Origin of the sequence: Hydrogenophaga sp. 2FB (genome assembly GCF_005503365.1) — a bacterium.
In the GTDB taxonomy this organism is placed as follows: Bacteria; Pseudomonadota; Gammaproteobacteria; order Burkholderiales; family Burkholderiaceae_C; genus Hydrogenophaga.
In genome coordinates this window covers 90,373-106,050 of the sequence record NZ_SCML01000002.1, presented here as the reverse complement: position 1 = coordinate 106,050, position 15,678 = coordinate 90,373, and the positions used below count along the sequence as shown (strand labels likewise).

Below are 15,678 nucleotides of genomic sequence, written 5' to 3'. Positions count from 1 at the left end.
GTGTGCTTCTACACAAGTAAATTGTCAATTCGGTCAGGTGGAAGCTTCTCGACCCTCGTGCACTTCGGCGAGCCACAGAACAGATTGGGCAAGCTCATATTCCTGGCCCGGCAACTGAAACGCTGCATCGTTGTTCTGATCGTAGTCTTTCACCTCGTTCACGAACGGAGAGCTGTGCTTGGCGCCAAGCCAGGAGTGGTATTCAACACGGCCTAGGAGCATGACCGGAAGCATGCGGCCGTGCGTATTGTTGGCATACTCAATGCCTTTTTTCCACTCATCTGCAGGGACCCAGCACACCCAGGGAATGTCCTTGGACTGTCCCGGATCCACATAGAAACCGGCCTTCACGTCCTGCCGCACGAACTCCTCGGCGTTGTTTATGGTCGCCCATGCCCGATCAAAGTCGTCAGGTCTGCTATTCGAGAACATGACGGAGCGCAACAGCACTCTCTCTGCCGGCGCGCGGCCGTGATTCTTGACTGTGAATACGACTTCGAGGTTCATCCCAAGATTGCTGGGTTCGAAACTGCTGGCGACCTTTGCACTCACTGACAGGTACGGCCGCTCGGCCGCGAGCGTAGCTTCTTTGCTCGCTTGAACCATGAGCCTTTGCTGCTCCACAGCTCCTTCGAGCTCCTTGATTTGGAGCGTCAGCGCCTTGGTGTTCTGCTGAAGTTCCTCGCCCTGTTGGAAGAATCCTAGAACCAACCAGGCCACCGCCAATGGGCCAAAGGCGCCCGCCAATACGTCGCCCTGTTCGTTCAATTTCAGATTTGAGAACTCGTGCCATCGGCCCCAAGCAAGCCACGAGAGGAAGCCGATGTAGGCAAGCGTGAGGACTAAGCCAATCCACATAAGTCGTTTCGACAAGATGACACCTACTCGAAGTTGATTTCAACTACGCAGATCCTCTGCGTCGGTATCAGCGCTTGGACCGCCGCATCTGCTTCTTGAGGGCAGCGGCCTGGGCTCTTGCCGCTTTCATTCCATCGGCATCGAGCTTCTTGTCGCAGTAGAGTTGCTTGTTTCCCACGTCGCTCGAGTCGACGCTGGCATTGCCTGATTCCAGGATGACCAAGCGCCATGCGCACGCCAATACGGGATTGAGGGGCGGCGCCCCGCCGTTGCCACCACTGAGCCAGTAGGCGACGTTGCGTTGCGCCTGGTAGTCGCCTGACTTGGCGGCCTTCTCGAGAGCTTCAAACTCAGATAGTGAAGCTGCTGTCGCAGCTGAGGTCAGGACGCTGAGTGTGAGTCCGAAAACCCAATGACATGATTTCATGCGATTCCTACTATGTAAATTCACCCTGACTCACCTCACCGGCCGGCATCGATCCATCGCCCTGACTCATCTACCCGAGCACGGCCAATGGCAACCAGGGTGTCCAAGATCGTAGCGAGTCGCTCTTTCCAGCGGCCGCGGCTGTTGAAGCCCGCAGCAATCCATTCAATATCGACCGCACTTCCTGCATCCACAAGAGAGATTGAGACCGCCTTGATTTGCTCAGGGATGCCTGCTGGCCACGGTCGAACGTCCCTTTTCGCAGCAATCGCTGGCGTCGCTACCACTGCACCTTCACCAAGTTCTTCATCACTTTCATCGATGTCTTCACCACCATCGAGCTGCGCATCAGCTATCAACTCTGCCTGGTCAACACGCGACTGGTATTCAGGTCGGACCCAATAAATCTCACCTGAAGCTTCCGCCGCCGCGCGTCGCGTATTGAGGTCCACCAATCGCTGCAATACAACCTCTGCGTCTACCGATATATCGAGGTCACTCCATCCATAAGCCTTCAGCACAGCAGCATCGAGATCTTGGTGAAGCGACTTGAGCACGCTGACAAGACCTTGCTCGTTAACATTCTTCTCAGCCGCAGAAAGCTCTCCTCCCTCTCGCACCTTCACCAGGACGTTGTAGACCTTGGTCAACGTCAGGTTAGGGTGCAGTGCCAACCGATCCTTGCGGAAATGATCAAGCTGGAGAGCGAGTTCGCTGATTTTTTTCGCAACATCGAAGGTCATTCCGTCGCCTACTGTAGGGAACGGAAAGGTCTCGAAGCAGACTCCCTTGTTGTAGCGCGGATCGTTGCCAACGCCCAACCGTCCTCCTGCTGCTAAAGCCCAATTGACGTGCACGCTACTGGACAGAATGCCGAGCACCACAGGGTCATCGCTAGCAATCGCGATGATCATGTTGTCAGGCAAAACCTTGCTGTCCAAAAACTGAAAGATGCGGTGCTTGGCAGTCTCTGTAGTTGCGATGTACCGGCGTAGACCTGCAAGTTGATGCCGCATCTGTGGTCTTGGTTTACCGTGCACCCACCATTGTTTTGCATAACCCGCGCCATCCTTGGTGTCTGCTTTAGCCATCCGATCTGGCTTGACCCGCTCAAGCAACCACTGATAGACCGCGGGGAATCGCCCCCTCACCTCATTTTCGTCGAGCCCGAACATGTCGATGACCATGCCGTCCTTACTCTTCGCGGTGAGATCGCGTCCGCCCAGATAGTCTCTGATGTGCCGATCGAGGCCAGGCACTGCCCCCAATCCCAATGCACGAGCCTCCTCGCGTGTGACCTTGAAGCCTTTGCCGTGCAGCTTCACACCTGGCGCTGATATACCTGTGCTGGCCATCAAAGGCTTTGCTGCAGCAACATTTGCTCCGACGCGCAGGTCCGCATGCAAGATCCCACGGCTCTCAAGCAAGGTGACTTCAACCTCGCCATCTGTAGAGTCCCCTTCATGTGTGACCGTGACCAAGCGCCCCACTCCAGCCCCAGCCAAACCGTCTGACAAAGCTTCCCCAACGGTCATTGCGACCCTGACTGCGGCACCGTCTGATGCATCGACCCAAGGGTGATCCGGAATAGCGAAGGCTAAATTCAAGCCTGCATCCATTTCCGTTTGCACAACTCGACGATTGAAGGTCTGCTTGATGCTGTTGGTCGTGATCAGACCAAAACGAAGCGCCTTGCCCGATGACACGAGTGAAGCCGCTCTTTGCCACCAGTACATGACAAAGTCGGCACTTTCCGGCACATGGGGCCAGCATCCTCTTAGAGCTTCAACATACCCTTCACCGAGTGCCGCACGCATGGGTCCGGCTCCAATGTAAGGTGGATTGCCCACGATGAATTCGGCTTCTGGCCAAGGGGCTGGGCTAGGATTCTTGTAGACGTAGACCGGCATCGTCGCAGTCTCGTCAGGAACTTGCAGGCCTGTCACAGGATGAGCCTTAGTCGTCACTCCATCCCAGCGCGTAAGGGGGGCACCCGAAGCATTGAGCACAATTTCCCGAGCGTCGAAGTCGAGAACAGCGTCTCGGTTTTCGATGTTTTTGTAGTCATGCACCACGGGTTCGGCAACGCTGGCATCCCCAAAGGTCCGGATGTGCCATTGCAAGAAGCCGATCCACAGGACCAGCTCCGCCAAGGCAGCAGCGCGTGGGTTTGTTTCGATGCCCAGGAGCTGCTGCAGGGTGACTGTCTCCCCTGCAAGCCCAAGCGATTCCTGCGCCTCCCCCAAGGCCTTGAGCTGGTTGAGCACTTCGCCTTCCAAACGCTTCAAATGCTCCAAGGTGACATAGAGAAAGTTTGCGCTTCCGCAGGCCGGGTCTAGTACGCGCACGGTGCACAAGCGGTGGTGAAAATTCCTGACTTGCTGCCTGGCTTCAGACCACTTGGTGCGCACGAGGGCATTGTGTCGATCGAGCGCTCTGAAATCCTTCTTCGTGGTCACCGCCGGCGCGTTCGCCTCGAGCTCAGCTGCCTCGTTGGCAATCAACAGCGCGGCGGCCTGGGCCGTTCTCCACTCTTCGCGCAGCGGCTCCATCACGGAAGGCAACACCAGTCGCTCCACGTAGGCGCGCGGCGTGTAGTGCGCACCCAATGCGTGGCGCTCATCCGGATCCAGCGCGCGCTCAAGCAACGTCCCAAAAATCGCCGGCTCCACCTCACGCCAGTTCGACTGCGAGGCCTGCACCAGGAGGTCGATCTGCGCAGTGGTCAGCAGCAGGCTGTAGGTGTCATCCTCAGCCCCTTTGAAGAGCTTCCCGTTGAACCTGAGCACGTGCTTGACCAGTGCGGCCGAGAAGCCCCCTTTGTCCATGTCCGCCCACAACACGCGAAGCATCTGCCGCAGCGCAGCCGGATCACTGCGGTTGTCCTTCAGGAGTTTCAGGAAGGCGCTCGCCGGTAGAAGCCCCACATCCTCGGCGAACATGCTGAAGAGGCACCTGGTGAGGTAGGCCGCCACATCCTTTGATGCGTGCCCACTCTCTTCGAGCGATCGCGCAAGCTTGGCCAGGCGGTCTGACACTTCGCGGGTAACCTTGGCGCTGATGCGCGATGGGTTCAGGCTCTCCGGATCTGTCCAGATGCGACGCAGCCGATCCTGGATTTCCGGCTTCGCGAGGTCTGCAAGCGCCAGGCGATGGCTCCGCGGATCCGGGAAGGGCGTGTAGGTTGCCCCACTGCGGCTGAACTCAGCGTAAATCTCGATGACATTGCCCACGTCGACCACCAGGACGAAGGGCGGCCTACCCTCCTCGGCCGGCAGCGCTCTCGCATAGCTTTCACCCTGGCTGCGGGCCCGCAGAAGCCCGTCGTCGAAACCTTTGGTGTGGGCGCCAGCTTTGAGCTTCTTGGCCTCCAGGACGAAGTGACCACGCCGGTAGCAATCGAGGCGACCCGCGCTGGTGGATCCGTTGCCATGCACAAACGTCACCGGTCTTTCGAACATGTAGCCCCGGTCCGCTGTCGCATGCGGTTTTGGCACCTGCAGGAGCTCACACAGGTCGATTACAAAGGTCTGGGCTGTTGCGAGCTCGCTGGCTGTAACGCCTTGCCATCGCTTGATGAAGTCTTCTGGAGTAAGGCTGGATGTCGATGGCATGAGGGTCCGGTCGAATGATTTCATCCCTCATTGGGATGGCACCGTGAAATGTATCCACCTAACGGCTATCGACTCCGGACAAGCCAGAATGCAGTCATAACCGCTACGAGGCCGCGCACTATCAGTTCACGGGCGCCAGCCTGCGCTCGGAACCTTCCTGGGCGGAAATGAAGGCCTTGCGGAAATTCATGGGATTCGAGATGCCCATGACAGGTGCTTGAGGATTTCCTGCGCCGGCGACGATGATGCTGCCGTAGTTGAAGATTCGGCCCATGATGCTCTGGTCAACCCGAATGCTCTCGATCTTGGAGAGGTTGAGCTCGATAGTGTTTCGGCTGATCAGGCCGGTTTTGGCAATCACGCGCTTGTTCGTGATCGCAAGTTCCGTTGTCCAGTATCGAATCGCCGCGGTCGCCAGGAACAAAAGCCCGATGCCAAACAGCGGCAAGGTGATGAGACCCAGGAGGATCAATGAAAGCATGGACCACAGACTGAGCTTGCCCATGTGCTGGATGGTCTCTCCGGTGGTCAGCGAGCTCTGGACGTAAGACATGGATTCCCCTCTTGTTTGAAAGCTGTGGATTTTGGCATCGCTTCACCCGGGTGTGTGTCCGCATCTCTGTCCTAGCCCGTGTTGCGGGCCGTTCTATTCTTTGGGGCGTCGAATTTCGCCGAGATCTGCATTGCATGTACGTGGGAGAAGCCGTGAAGTGTTGAGTGGGTCACACGGCGCTTCTTCTTTCCTGCCATCCTGTCAGGGAAGTCACGATAGACGTCGTTACTCAACACGAATGCATGCGGGTCATGTTCCGCCAGCTCCAGGATCGTGTCATCGGCCTGGGACTTGCTGGGTACGACATGAACCTCCACTGCTGGCGGAAATCTCTCTTCGATTCTCTGCTGGCTCAGCCCGGTGTTTCTTTGGATGCTTGCGTCGAAGAACAACGTGACCTTGTACTTTGCTGCAAGCATTGGCACCAGTGCCTCAAGCGCACCAAGCCCGATGAACTCTGTCCTGTTTGCGTAGCACAAGTTGTTGCCGTCGATGATGATGTGGCGGATGTCAAAGTCCGAAAACCGAACGATCTCGTCAATTTTTTCGTTGAGTTTGGCAAGTTTGCGCTCAACAAACTCAAGTTCATCTTCGCACTTTTGCATCACTCGTTCTGGGCTGCCATGTCCAAGCTCCTTCGCACACTGCTCATGAATCTGCCGTCGTTCGAAACTGTTTCTTGACGATAGTTGAGCAGCAAAATACTTTGCTCGGCAGATACGCTGGTTGATTCGGTCTTTCTCAGCTTCATCCGTTCGCTTGCTCTCCAGATGATCGCGGATCTTCACATCCAAATCATCGCTGCGAGCTTGAAGCACTTCGAGTTGTGGCTCGATACGCTCGATGGTCTCCAGCAGCGCAAGGGAGGCCGCTTGCGCAAGCAGTGGGTCGAACTCGCGCGCGAGGGTTAGCACCTCTCGGCAGTTGCGAACGTGGTGTGCAGTAGCCAAGGCTTCAAGTTCAACTTTCTGAACAATTGAAGCCTGATTTGCCAGCAACTTCAGCGAAGCGGCCAGTTTGACTTTTGCGATGCCTCGCTCGGACGAGAACCAGTACCTCGGATCCATGCCCATCCGGGTTTTGGCCTCATGTGCGGTATGTGACGCAGCCAAGGCCCAACTCTCCTCGCGCGATAGTTGGAGCTGCGCCTGCGCCGCCTCCGCCTCAGCCACTGCCTGCCGAAGGTCGAGATTGGCCTGGTCGATGCTGAAGCTCTGGTACCAGACCAGTTGCTTCTGCCATTTATCAAGCTCACTTTGGGCCTGGTCGTGTTCGGCCTTCAGTTCACGCAGTTCCACGGTGAATGGGTTCACGCTCAATTTATGCTCCTCGGTCGCGATCAAGAGGCAGGAAGCAGCAGCGCGAGAGGGCTGCCGCATTCGCCGCAGAACTTCTTGCCTTCATCTGCATGCGCTCCGCATGCCGGGCAGGTGCGGAACGCGGCTTTCTGCCGCATGTACGCGATCTGAATCACGCATGGCAACGTGACCCGGTAGGCCGGGCTGCCCAGTTCGAACACGGTCCAGATCGCGGTGATGGCCCAGCCGATCGGTCCCGCAAATGCGCTGATGCCGCGCATCATTCCACCGGCGGCACCAAACGCAAGTCCGCGGCCAAGGATGGCTCTGGACACCGCGTTGGCCACTACCGCTGCAAGTTTGAATGCGCCGAAGCCTGATGCCTTGATAGCCGCCTGGAGGGCTGCCATCGTGGCCGGGCCGGCACCGGTGGTGTACCGAGCCCCGAACTCTTCGAAGAGGTCGGCCTTTTCTTGCTCCGACATCTTCGAGAAGGACTGCTTCAGGACAGCATGAAGGATCGCGATCTCGATCGCACCGACGTCACCCTTGGGGTTGAAGTCGGCCTTCACGTGGCGTGCCACGTCGCTAACGATCACCCTGTAATCGATCCCACCACCTCGAATCACGTTGGCGAGTGAGTTGCCACCGAAGCGCCGCAGCTCCTCAGCCACGAGAGCGCGGATCGCGGCACTGATGGGCGTTTCCTTGGCCTCGAAGAGCGTCTTGCAGGTTTCGCTGGCCAGCGAGACCCTGCCATCCCCCTTGTCAGTGATGTGGTCGATCAACACGCCAAGGTCATCGGCGTCAGCGGTCTCGAGCAGAGCAAGATCAGGGTCGGAGATTCGTACGTTCATTTTCAGGTCCTCTGGTTTTCGGGGGATAGTTAGTCGCCGGGGTTGGTTGGTGTCATCTCGTGGGCCATGGCTGATGCAAGCGCCGTCAAGGCAACGACATAGTCGCGATCGCCACGGCCTGCAGGTTGTGCCAACGCCGAGAACACGAAGCTGTAGCGCTGCCTCAAGGCGTTGCGTGCCTCAAGCCTCTTGATCTCAACCTGGTTGGGAACGTCCTCGTGGATCTTTTGATCCGGATGGACTTTCAGGACCTTGAGCACCTTTTCGGCGAGTGCCGGATCGCGGAGTTCGTCGGTCACGATTCCATTCGCAGCGGCCTTGTAGTCAGCAAAGGATGTGGCAACTCTGGAGAGGGCTCGCCAGTCATCTTGTGTCATCAGCAGAAAGGCCAGTGGCACACCCAGGGTTTGCGCGACCTTGTTGATGGACTCCAGGTCAGGGCTGCGGTCTGTTTTGTCGCTCACCTTCATAATTGGCCTGAGGGTTGTGCGCGACATGCCGGTTTCACGGACAATGTCGATTGCGCGCAGCTTGCTGGCCTTGCCACGCTCGTCCACACCAGCGACGCCCATCGCAGCAGTGACGTTGAGTGCGAGTTGCTGTTTGAGATTGCGGCGACTGAATGGTGATGACGATGTGGTGCTCATTGGCGATGTGGTTTGTCAAAGTCGATGGGTCGCAGGATATGAGCGATTCGGGGACTGCAGCTGGCCCAACGGATCGCAAACAATCAATTGCCAAATCAAAGTGATCGACTTCGATCCACGGAACTTGAGTCCGTGACGGAGTTCACAGTCCCCTTGCCGCGACTTCATCTCGGATCGCCGCGGCGATCGCCGACGCACCGTCAACAGACCGGCCAGGTTCATCAAGCTGGTGGAGGGATGCACCGGCGCATGGGGCGGACTGTGTGGCGGGAATGCGCGCCCAGCTACTAAAGGCAGCTTTAATTGCCCATCTTTGTATTAAAGGATGGTTTAATTTGATGGCCGCTCATCAAACCGTTCTTTCATCCCATGCGCCAAACCGGAAGCTACGCCACCTCCAGCACCCTGGGTGAATCCGTCCAGGCCTTCGTGCCGAGCGCTCTGCCGCCAGCGGCCCCACCCCTGGATCCCACGGCGTTCCTGGTCCTGAATCAGCGGGCCGAGCTCGCCCTGGCGCGGCTCGCGGGTGTGTCAGGCCTGGTGCCCTCGGTGGACTGGCTGCTCTACAGCGCCATCCGAAAAGAAGCCCTCCTCACCTCCCAGCTCGAAGGTACCCAGGCCACGCTGACAGACCTGTTCGACGAAGAGGCAGGCTTTGCGGTGAGCAACACCGACGACGTGGAGGAGGTCACCAACTACCTGCGTGCCTTCCGCCTGGTACGCGAGAACCTGCGCGATCCGGCAGGTCTGCCGATCAGCCTGCGCCTGCTCAACGATGCGCACCGCCTTCTGCTGGACGGCGCGCGCGGTGCGGGCAAGCAGCCAGGCGAGTTGCGTCGCTCGCAGAACTGGATTGGCGGCACCCGGCCCGGCAACGCTGTGTTCGTGCCACCGCCGCCCGAACGCGTCGGCGAGCTGCTGGGAGACCTGGAGCACTTCATCCACAACGAAGACCAGCCCACCCTGCCGGCCCTGGTGCGCGTGGCGCTGGTGCACGCCCAGTTCGAGACCATCCACCCCTACCTGGATGGCAACGGGCGCATCGGTCGCCTACTCATCGCGGCCCTGTTGGAACACTGGCAGCTGCTGGCCGAACCACTCATGTACCTGAGCGGCTACCTGAAGCAGCACCAGGCGGAGTATTACCGGCGCCTGTCGGCCATCCGCACCGAGGGCGACTGGGAGGGCTGGGTGAGCTTTTTCCTGGAAGGCGTGGAAGTGGCCGCCCATGAAGCCGAACGAGGCATCGTGGCCATTGCCAGCCTGGTGGCGGCAGACCGACGCCGGCTTCTGGAATCGCCCAAAGCGACACCGGCGAGTTACAGGCTTTTTGAGATGCTGCCCATGATGCCCCGCTTCAGCATCGAGAAGGTGCGCCAGCGGCTGGGCACGAGCTTTCCCACAGCGACGGCCGCAGTGTTGTTGCTCGAAGGCCAGGGCATCGTGACCGAGCTCACCGGGCAGAAGAAAAACCGCACCTACAGCTACCAAGCCTACGTGGACCTGCTGACGCGCTGAATTGCCCGGCCCGAGTCAATGCCATCTCTCGTCCGCCGCGTCGACGCCAATCACGGCCGTGCGTAGTGCATGTCGGCCAACGCGTCTTCGGGCCCCGCGGCCTGCAGGAACTTCTCGAAGAGGAAATTGACCCGCCTGGCGGATGAACCAAGCTCAACGCATGCGCAGTTTGCGCATCGCAATCGACGATGTCGACTGAGCCATCACGCTCTCGACCACGGCGTCGCGGGAGACTTCAATAGGCGCACCCTGAAGTGGCCTGGGATAGTTGCCGTATACGGCCTCCAGCATCCACTTTATGGCGTTGTGGTATGCGGTCTCTTTGCCGTCCCCGTGGGAATTCCCCACTGTTTCCTCCAGGGCCGGCACTACAACATTCCGTCCCACCCACTCCATCTGCGCCGCCAAGTATTCGGACTTGATCAGCTTGCCCCGCGAATCAGAAAAATCACCAATTTTGGAGGCGTAGCTCACCCAATCCAGGTATTGGTGACTCACACCGCCTACTTTCGTCACATTGGTCTCTGGCTTTATCCACTCCCAATTTGGATCCCGCCATGGACTCGCCTCAAGAAACCTTGCTACTCCCACCGAATTTACTTCGTAGGCCGTGTTCGTCTGCGTCAAACCTTTGACGAGCTTGAGTTGATTGATGAAAGCTCGATCGCCCTCCTGCAAACGAGTTGTGATGCGAACGAGGTTGTTGAGGCTCTGGGGGACTGACATTTGAACTCCATCGAAAGCATGTAATGAAGGAGTTATCTTACTGCGTATGTAATATCCTGTAAACGTATACTCATTTCTCATGCTCTTGACAACATTAGCGTCAACGCGCCCCTTCGCCAAGCTGGAAAGGTGCCATGAAATGACCCAATCACCCCTACCGCCCTCTGCAGATCAACTCTTGGGTGTGAGGATCCGCAGCACTGAAGTGAGCGACTGGAGCTTCCTTTCAGAAACCCGATCAAGTCAGCCTGTGGTTCGCCGCCTGGCAATTGGCCAACAGGCTGTTGGACAATTGAAGCCACAACACCCTCACGGGATCAGCACGCACCTGGCCGCGCTGACTTCAGCATCGCAAAGGCTTTTCTCAGCAGCCGCATGACGCGTGGATTCGCACCATCGAGGTCATGGATGCCATCGTCCAGCTGCGGCAACGGGGCTTGATAGGTCATCCCCGCCCATTTCGCCACCGCGGCTGATCGGCTGACGCCGCCATAGCAGTGCACCACCAGGTTCACCGGCTCCGATGCCTTGTGGTACCGGTCGATGAATTCAACGATGCGCTGCGCATCGCCGATCTCAGGGGCTTTCCCGGTCTCCATGGTGCACGCAGCAACGTGCTCCTGCGCCGACATGATCTCTGGCCATTTGGGGGCACCAGGGCGCTCGTAGACGTCGACGAAGTGCAGTTCGATGGCATCGCGAAACTCGTGGAGCCGCTTGGGCCGGCACCCCTCCTCCGTGGGGTCGAGGATGGAGATCACGACGGTGCCCCAGTCTGGTTCGAGAAAGCCTGCCTCTCGGTGGCCCATGAAATGGATTTCTTTGAGCATGTGCAGTAAAGGCTATCTCATGCACTCGCGCCATGCCAGGCAAACGGCTTTACTGGTGTGGATGCAAATAGAAGCCGCCCGCTCGATCAGATCTTGCGTCGACGTGAAGCTTTGCTCTTTGCGGTCGGGCCTACCTCAGCTGCCGCTGGCTGGGTGGGCGCATCGTTTTCAGGCGATACGCCAACGACCTCACCCGCGGCCGGCGCCTCGGGTGCGGGCATCGCCGCTCTTGCCGCTGCCTTCTCAGCCTCCCTGCGCACGACGATGAAGTAGTCGCGCATGTCCTTGATGGACGGCGGATCGCTCATCAGCGACTCATACCCTTCGTCGTTAACCCCTGGCACGCCTGAACACAGGCGCATCATGGCGATATCGAATTTGCTTGGGGCGCCGGAGCGAACGAACGCGTTGAAAATGTCGACCGGCTGAAACAGCTCCTGCTTGAGCATGAGGTACAGATCGAACCAGTCTCGCGTCTTCGATCGATCGGCGGCGACGATGCATTTCAGGCGAAAGATCTCCGCCAGGCTGGCCACGCGCGGGCCCGGCCCTGAAACCGGCTCCAACTGCCTGGCGCTTTCCGGCTCCGGCGCGACGAAGGTGACCTTCACCGTGCCTGATGCAATGAAGTCCTGCTGGAAATCACGCAGGTCATATCCGGCTTGCTCAAACTCTTCAACGCCCAGCGGTGAGTCGTTCGACTGAAGATCAATGCCTTCGGCCGCCAAAATCCTCCTGAGGAGATCAAGGCGCTCGCGCGGCAACTTCTTGCCAAGGTACATGAAGTCGAGGTCCTCGCTCAACCGGTGGTTGAGGTGCATCGACAGCGCCGTACCGCCCACCAGGATGAAGCCGTCCAATGCTCGCTCATCCCGCAAGCGATGCCAGAGCTTCTCGGTGTCAGGTCTTAGCACTGGCCATGCCCTCTTTGATGTTTTGGAGCTTGCGCTCGACCTCAGCTTGCGCACCGGCCTTCAGAGTCGACTTGACGGCCTCCCATTGCTTGAGCACCTCGCTGAGCCCGTGCGCTTTGACGGCGACCAGCAACACGGCAAATCCGCCCTTGAGAAGGGCGCTGCGAATCAGGGTCTCGGTGCTGATGGCCGAGTTCGACCATGCCAGCCCCCACTTGGGATCGGCAAGCGGTGATTTCATGGGCGCTGACTTCACGCCGGCACCGGGCAACGGTTCAATGGCGGCGAGTTCAATCCTGAGACCAGCCGCCTTGGCCAGCGCCTCGAGCGTTCTCAGATCCAGCGAACCGCGGCGCTTGGCGCGCGAGATCGTTTCAGGCGCCAACCCCGCGGCGTGCGCCAGGCGAGCCTGGTCCATGCCGGCGCACTGGGCGGCAACAAGCACGTTGTTCAGGAGTTCGCAGCCAATTGACATGATGATCAATCATGGCACCAATTGATAACATGGTCAATTCCTCCGGCTACCCTGGCGCATACGCTCCCTGGCGCCGAGCCGATCGCGGTCACATGGCTACCGGGTCATGCCCGATTCAACGATGACCCGTGCTGCCTGCGACACCGCGGCATTGCTGTTGAGGCCTCCAGGGCCGCCTGAGAGGTGCGGAAGCACCACCAATGGGACCACCCCACCGGCGGACACGAACATGCGCTTCTTGCGGCCGTTGACCAGGAAGCTGTGCTCGAGCATCGTCGGCGCCTTGGCCACGGCCTGAAAATCCTGCAGGTGGGCCATCCCGGTGGCGATGAGCAGCTTGGGGCGGTGCAATTCAAGCTGGGAGGAAAGCACGGGGAAGCGGACCTGCCTCACCCAGGCCTGGTAGGCGGCCTTGGAGTCGAAGCCCGTGCTCCGCTGGGCGTCCTCGTCCCATGCCTCCAGGTTTTTGAAGGGCACGGGGAACAGGTTGGCCTTGAAGTAGCCCTTGGATCCACGTTCGAATGGACGCGTGCGCCTGGCGAATTCGACATAGTCCTCAGGGGCTCCGCCATCAATGGCGCTGAGAAGCTTGAAGGCGGTTCTGTTGAATGGCCACCCGAGCTGAAGGTCGACGGAGTAGCTGTCATCGAGGTCCCGCGGCGCGACGACGCCCTCTTCCTTGCGGAGCTGGTCCCGGAGCGACCAACCAGGCTCCAAACCCATGAGCCAGGTCGACGGTGAAGCGACCGATCCGATGTCGCCGCCGTCGCAGGTCTCCAGGAATCGATGCGCCGACGAGACCAACTCGCGGAAATCTGCTGAGTTCAGCACTTCTTGTTCTGATGTCATTCGGCCCCTTTGGATGCGTTTCAAATTCCAGCCCGCGGAGAGTATCAGCGGCCGCGTGACGCAATGAGCTTCGGTTTCGCTCCAGCTATATTCGATGGCGATGACCTCAATCCCGCTTGATCGAGAGCTGCTTCCATTGCGCCCATCAAAGCTTCTTGGAGACCGCCTGCGCTTTCTGCGGTGCACCCTCGTGAGCTTCGAGCCCGATGCGCTCCTGCGTGTGATCATGGAAATTCCATTCGCACGGATCATGGAGGACCTCAACTACGAGGGCTACCTTGCAATTGTGGCCTGGGGTCGATCGGTGGATACCGGTTCCCAGATGCAGCAAGGAACGCGGGAAGAGTTGGACGAAGTGTTCATGCCCGTGAAGTCACGCGGCGGGGTCAAACGGACGCCGGATGATCTGCGATTGCTGCCGCCGGGGCTCTCGAAACCATGGCGTCTGACTCGATTCTCGTATTGGGGTAGCTCGGGCAGGACTGGTCGGCGCCTGCTCACTCGCCTGGCCTACTTCGAACGCATGGCTGATAGGTTTGCCAGGCTACCTCAAAGCCGCAAAGAAGAGCTGGCACCAGAAATCGCATCCGGCACAGACCGGTATTGGAAGGGCACCGGGCTGGGCCTGGTGCCGGGCGCGATTCTTTTACTGGACGCAACACTGAATCACCTGGCGTGGCTGGACGATGAGTTCAGCCGAAGTCCGGCGTACGTCGAGGCAGGCGCTGTGATCGCGCTCGCAGATCCACGCAAGCGGTCAATGCGAAACTGGTTCAACCTGCTGCTGAAGTCGGTGAAATGCGCCAACCTGCTCGAGCTCCACGCACTGGTGGACAGAAGGGGTGGCCGGATTCGCGACGAGATCATCACCCATGGTCGGCTCAAGAAGTGGGCGAGCTCAAGCACCGTCTTCCCATTTGAGTCCGCCAAAGTAGTCCTGACAGCGTGCTACGGCGATGACCCAGGAAGTCACCCCGAGGTCGGCCTGCTGTGGTGCGCCAAGGTCCTCACGTTCCTCACAGAGATGGTGATGGGCTTCTCTGCTGGGCCGGTGGCACCCCTGGTTGCCCAGGGTCACATCCACGTGCGCCTGCAACATCTCCGCGAGGAGCTGCGGGCCACCAAGGGTGCGCGTCCCGAGGAATTATTCTTCCTCTGATTCGCCCTGGTACCGATTGTTGTTCGGGTTGAGCTGGTCCGAGTGGTTGTCTTGAGCGTCGTGGTACGCGTCGTTGTTGGGGTTCATCGAGTCGCTGCGGTCATCGTTGGGGGTGCGGGACATGTTGCTTCCTTGCCTGCAGAGAATGGACGGTGGGGCGCTGCGGGCCCGCTTCCCACCGCGTGCCGCAACGCGCGGCACAGGGAAAAGTCTCCCTCGCACCGGCGCCGCCCGAGTTCCCCTTTTCCGATAAAACCAGTTTCGCCGGTTCCAGATCCACGATGCGGGCCCGCTTTCATGGCGACCGCGGGAGACAGTGGGCTGCATCTCCACCATCGGCTCCTTGTGCACTATTGACCGGTCATCCCATAATTGGTCATGAGTTCCACTGAAACACCTGTCGTCGCAATGTCCGCCATCGAGATCCGCAGCCTCGAGCAGCTGCTGGCGGTCGCGCGAAATGACACCGGACAGAGCGAGCGTGTCGCTGACTTCCTGTTGAGCTGGTGGAATGCCGTTGAATGCGGAGGCTGGGACCCGACTGCCTTGTGGAGCCTGGACCAGGAACTGGCCGACGCCATCCTGGTGGTCCTGGGCTACATCCACCGGGCCCGGCGCTATCCGGACTCACTGGGGTTTGGGCCAGAGTTCGAGGCGCTGCATCGCCGCTGGCGGGCATAGGAGGGCACATGCAAGGCATCTCCATCGAACTCACGCAGGCTGAAGTTGATGAAGCCGCGCAGCTGCTCGAAGCCCATGGCCAGGTAGGCCCATATTCCTTCAGCGCCATGCGCTACACACCCGATCTCGGTGCGGTCACTGAAGTCGTCAAGGTTGCGGGCCCGGTGCATGGTGAGTACCCGCGGGAGAACGGCGGCTGGGTGCAATGCCTTAGGGATGATCTCGCAAACGGACTGTACTCATCGCGCTAGTCGAGCACCCTGAACCCGAAC

17 protein-coding genes are annotated in these 15,678 nt (G+C 59.2%); 4 read left to right on the top strand and 13 right to left on the bottom strand.

Features of this window, described 5'->3' with window-relative positions:
* Positions 1 to 33: 33 nt before the first annotated feature.
* The 7 genes from FFS09_RS01520 to FFS09_RS01490 form a co-directional block, all read right to left on the bottom strand.
* On the bottom strand, positions 34 to 873 hold the full coding sequence (locus tag FFS09_RS01520) for a PLD nuclease N-terminal domain-containing protein (RefSeq protein ID WP_137917102.1): 840 nt from the start codon (positions 871 to 873) through the stop codon (positions 34 to 36).
* A gap of 52 nt (positions 874 to 925) precedes the next feature.
* A complete protein-coding gene (locus FFS09_RS01515; protein WP_137917101.1) occupies positions 926 to 1,285 on the bottom strand; it encodes a hypothetical protein in 360 nt (119 codons plus the stop codon).
* A 35-nt stretch (positions 1,286 to 1,320) separates the two neighbouring features.
* On the bottom strand, positions 1,321 to 4,923 hold the full coding sequence (locus FFS09_RS01510) for a class I SAM-dependent DNA methyltransferase (protein ID WP_252374190.1): 3,603 nt from the start codon (positions 4,921 to 4,923) through the stop codon (positions 1,321 to 1,323).
* A gap of 97 nt (positions 4,924 to 5,020) precedes the next feature.
* Positions 5,021 to 5,452, bottom strand: coding sequence for a PH domain-containing protein (locus tag FFS09_RS01505; RefSeq protein WP_137917100.1), 432 nt, complete (start codon positions 5,450 to 5,452; stop codon positions 5,021 to 5,023).
* A gap of 71 nt (positions 5,453 to 5,523) precedes the next feature.
* Positions 5,524 to 6,765, bottom strand: coding sequence for an NYN domain-containing protein (locus FFS09_RS01500; RefSeq protein WP_171019823.1), 1,242 nt, complete (start codon positions 6,763 to 6,765; stop codon positions 5,524 to 5,526).
* 26 nt (positions 6,766 to 6,791) lie between these two features.
* Positions 6,792 to 7,607 (bottom strand): ubiquinol-cytochrome C chaperone family protein, encoded by an 816-nt coding sequence (locus tag FFS09_RS01495; RefSeq protein ID WP_137917098.1) that lies wholly within the window; start codon positions 7,605 to 7,607, stop codon positions 6,792 to 6,794.
* Positions 7,608 to 7,636: 29 nt separating this feature from the next.
* Positions 7,637 to 8,254 carry a hypothetical protein gene (locus FFS09_RS01490; RefSeq protein WP_137917097.1) on the bottom strand — a complete coding sequence of 206 codons (618 nt, stop codon included), beginning with the start codon at positions 8,252 to 8,254 and terminating at the stop codon, positions 7,637 to 7,639.
* Positions 8,255 to 8,623: 369 nt separating this feature from the next.
* On the opposite strand from FFS09_RS01490, the gene FFS09_RS01485 reads away from it, so the two are divergent.
* Entirely contained in the window at positions 8,624 to 9,772 is a 1,149-nt protein-coding gene (locus FFS09_RS01485; RefSeq protein WP_137917096.1) for a Fic family protein, read from the top strand.
* 153 nt (positions 9,773 to 9,925) lie between these two features.
* Here FFS09_RS01485 and FFS09_RS01480 read toward each other — a convergent pair whose 3' ends face one another.
* The 5 genes from FFS09_RS01480 to FFS09_RS01460 all read right to left on the bottom strand — a co-directional run bounded on the left by FFS09_RS01480 (position 9,926) and on the right by FFS09_RS01460 (position 13,566).
* Positions 9,926 to 10,498, bottom strand: coding sequence for a hypothetical protein (locus tag FFS09_RS01480; RefSeq protein ID WP_137917095.1), 573 nt, complete (start codon positions 10,496 to 10,498; stop codon positions 9,926 to 9,928).
* Positions 10,499 to 10,815: 317 nt separating this feature from the next.
* Positions 10,816 to 11,328, bottom strand: a complete 513-nt coding sequence (locus FFS09_RS01475) for a protein-tyrosine phosphatase family protein (protein WP_137917094.1) — start codon at positions 11,326 to 11,328, stop codon at positions 10,816 to 10,818.
* A gap of 86 nt (positions 11,329 to 11,414) precedes the next feature.
* Entirely contained in the window at positions 11,415 to 12,242 is an 828-nt protein-coding gene (locus FFS09_RS01470) for a nucleotidyl transferase AbiEii/AbiGii toxin family protein (protein WP_289509286.1), read from the bottom strand.
* Complete coding sequence (locus FFS09_RS01465) at positions 12,229 to 12,726, bottom strand: hypothetical protein (RefSeq protein WP_137917092.1); 498 nt, start codon at positions 12,724 to 12,726, stop codon at positions 12,229 to 12,231. Before FFS09_RS01465 ends, FFS09_RS01470 begins: the two co-directional genes overlap by 14 nt.
* Positions 12,727 to 12,813: 87 nt before the next feature.
* Positions 12,814 to 13,566: a hypothetical protein gene (locus FFS09_RS01460; protein ID WP_137917091.1), complete on the bottom strand. Its 753-nt coding sequence runs from the start codon at positions 13,564 to 13,566 to the stop codon at positions 12,814 to 12,816.
* A gap of 190 nt (positions 13,567 to 13,756) precedes the next feature.
* On the opposite strand from FFS09_RS01460, the gene FFS09_RS01455 reads away from it, so the two are divergent.
* Positions 13,757 to 14,725 (top strand): hypothetical protein, encoded by a 969-nt coding sequence (locus tag FFS09_RS01455; RefSeq protein WP_137917090.1) that lies wholly within the window; start codon positions 13,757 to 13,759, stop codon positions 14,723 to 14,725.
* Here FFS09_RS01455 and FFS09_RS30525 read toward each other — a convergent pair.
* A complete protein-coding gene (locus FFS09_RS30525) occupies positions 14,711 to 14,848 on the bottom strand; it encodes a hypothetical protein (protein WP_171019821.1) in 138 nt (45 codons plus the stop codon). The genes FFS09_RS01455 and FFS09_RS30525 overlap by 15 nt on opposite strands.
* A 255-nt stretch (positions 14,849 to 15,103) precedes the next feature.
* On the opposite strand from FFS09_RS30525, the gene FFS09_RS01450 reads away from it, so the two are divergent.
* Positions 15,104 to 15,406 carry a DUF7673 family protein gene (locus tag FFS09_RS01450; protein ID WP_252374189.1) on the top strand — a complete coding sequence of 101 codons (303 nt, stop codon included), beginning with the start codon at positions 15,104 to 15,106 and terminating at the stop codon, positions 15,404 to 15,406.
* Between the two features lie 8 nt (positions 15,407 to 15,414).
* A complete protein-coding gene (locus tag FFS09_RS01445; protein ID WP_137917088.1) occupies positions 15,415 to 15,657 on the top strand; it encodes a hypothetical protein in 243 nt (80 codons plus the stop codon).
* Positions 15,658 to 15,678 lie beyond the last annotated feature (21 nt).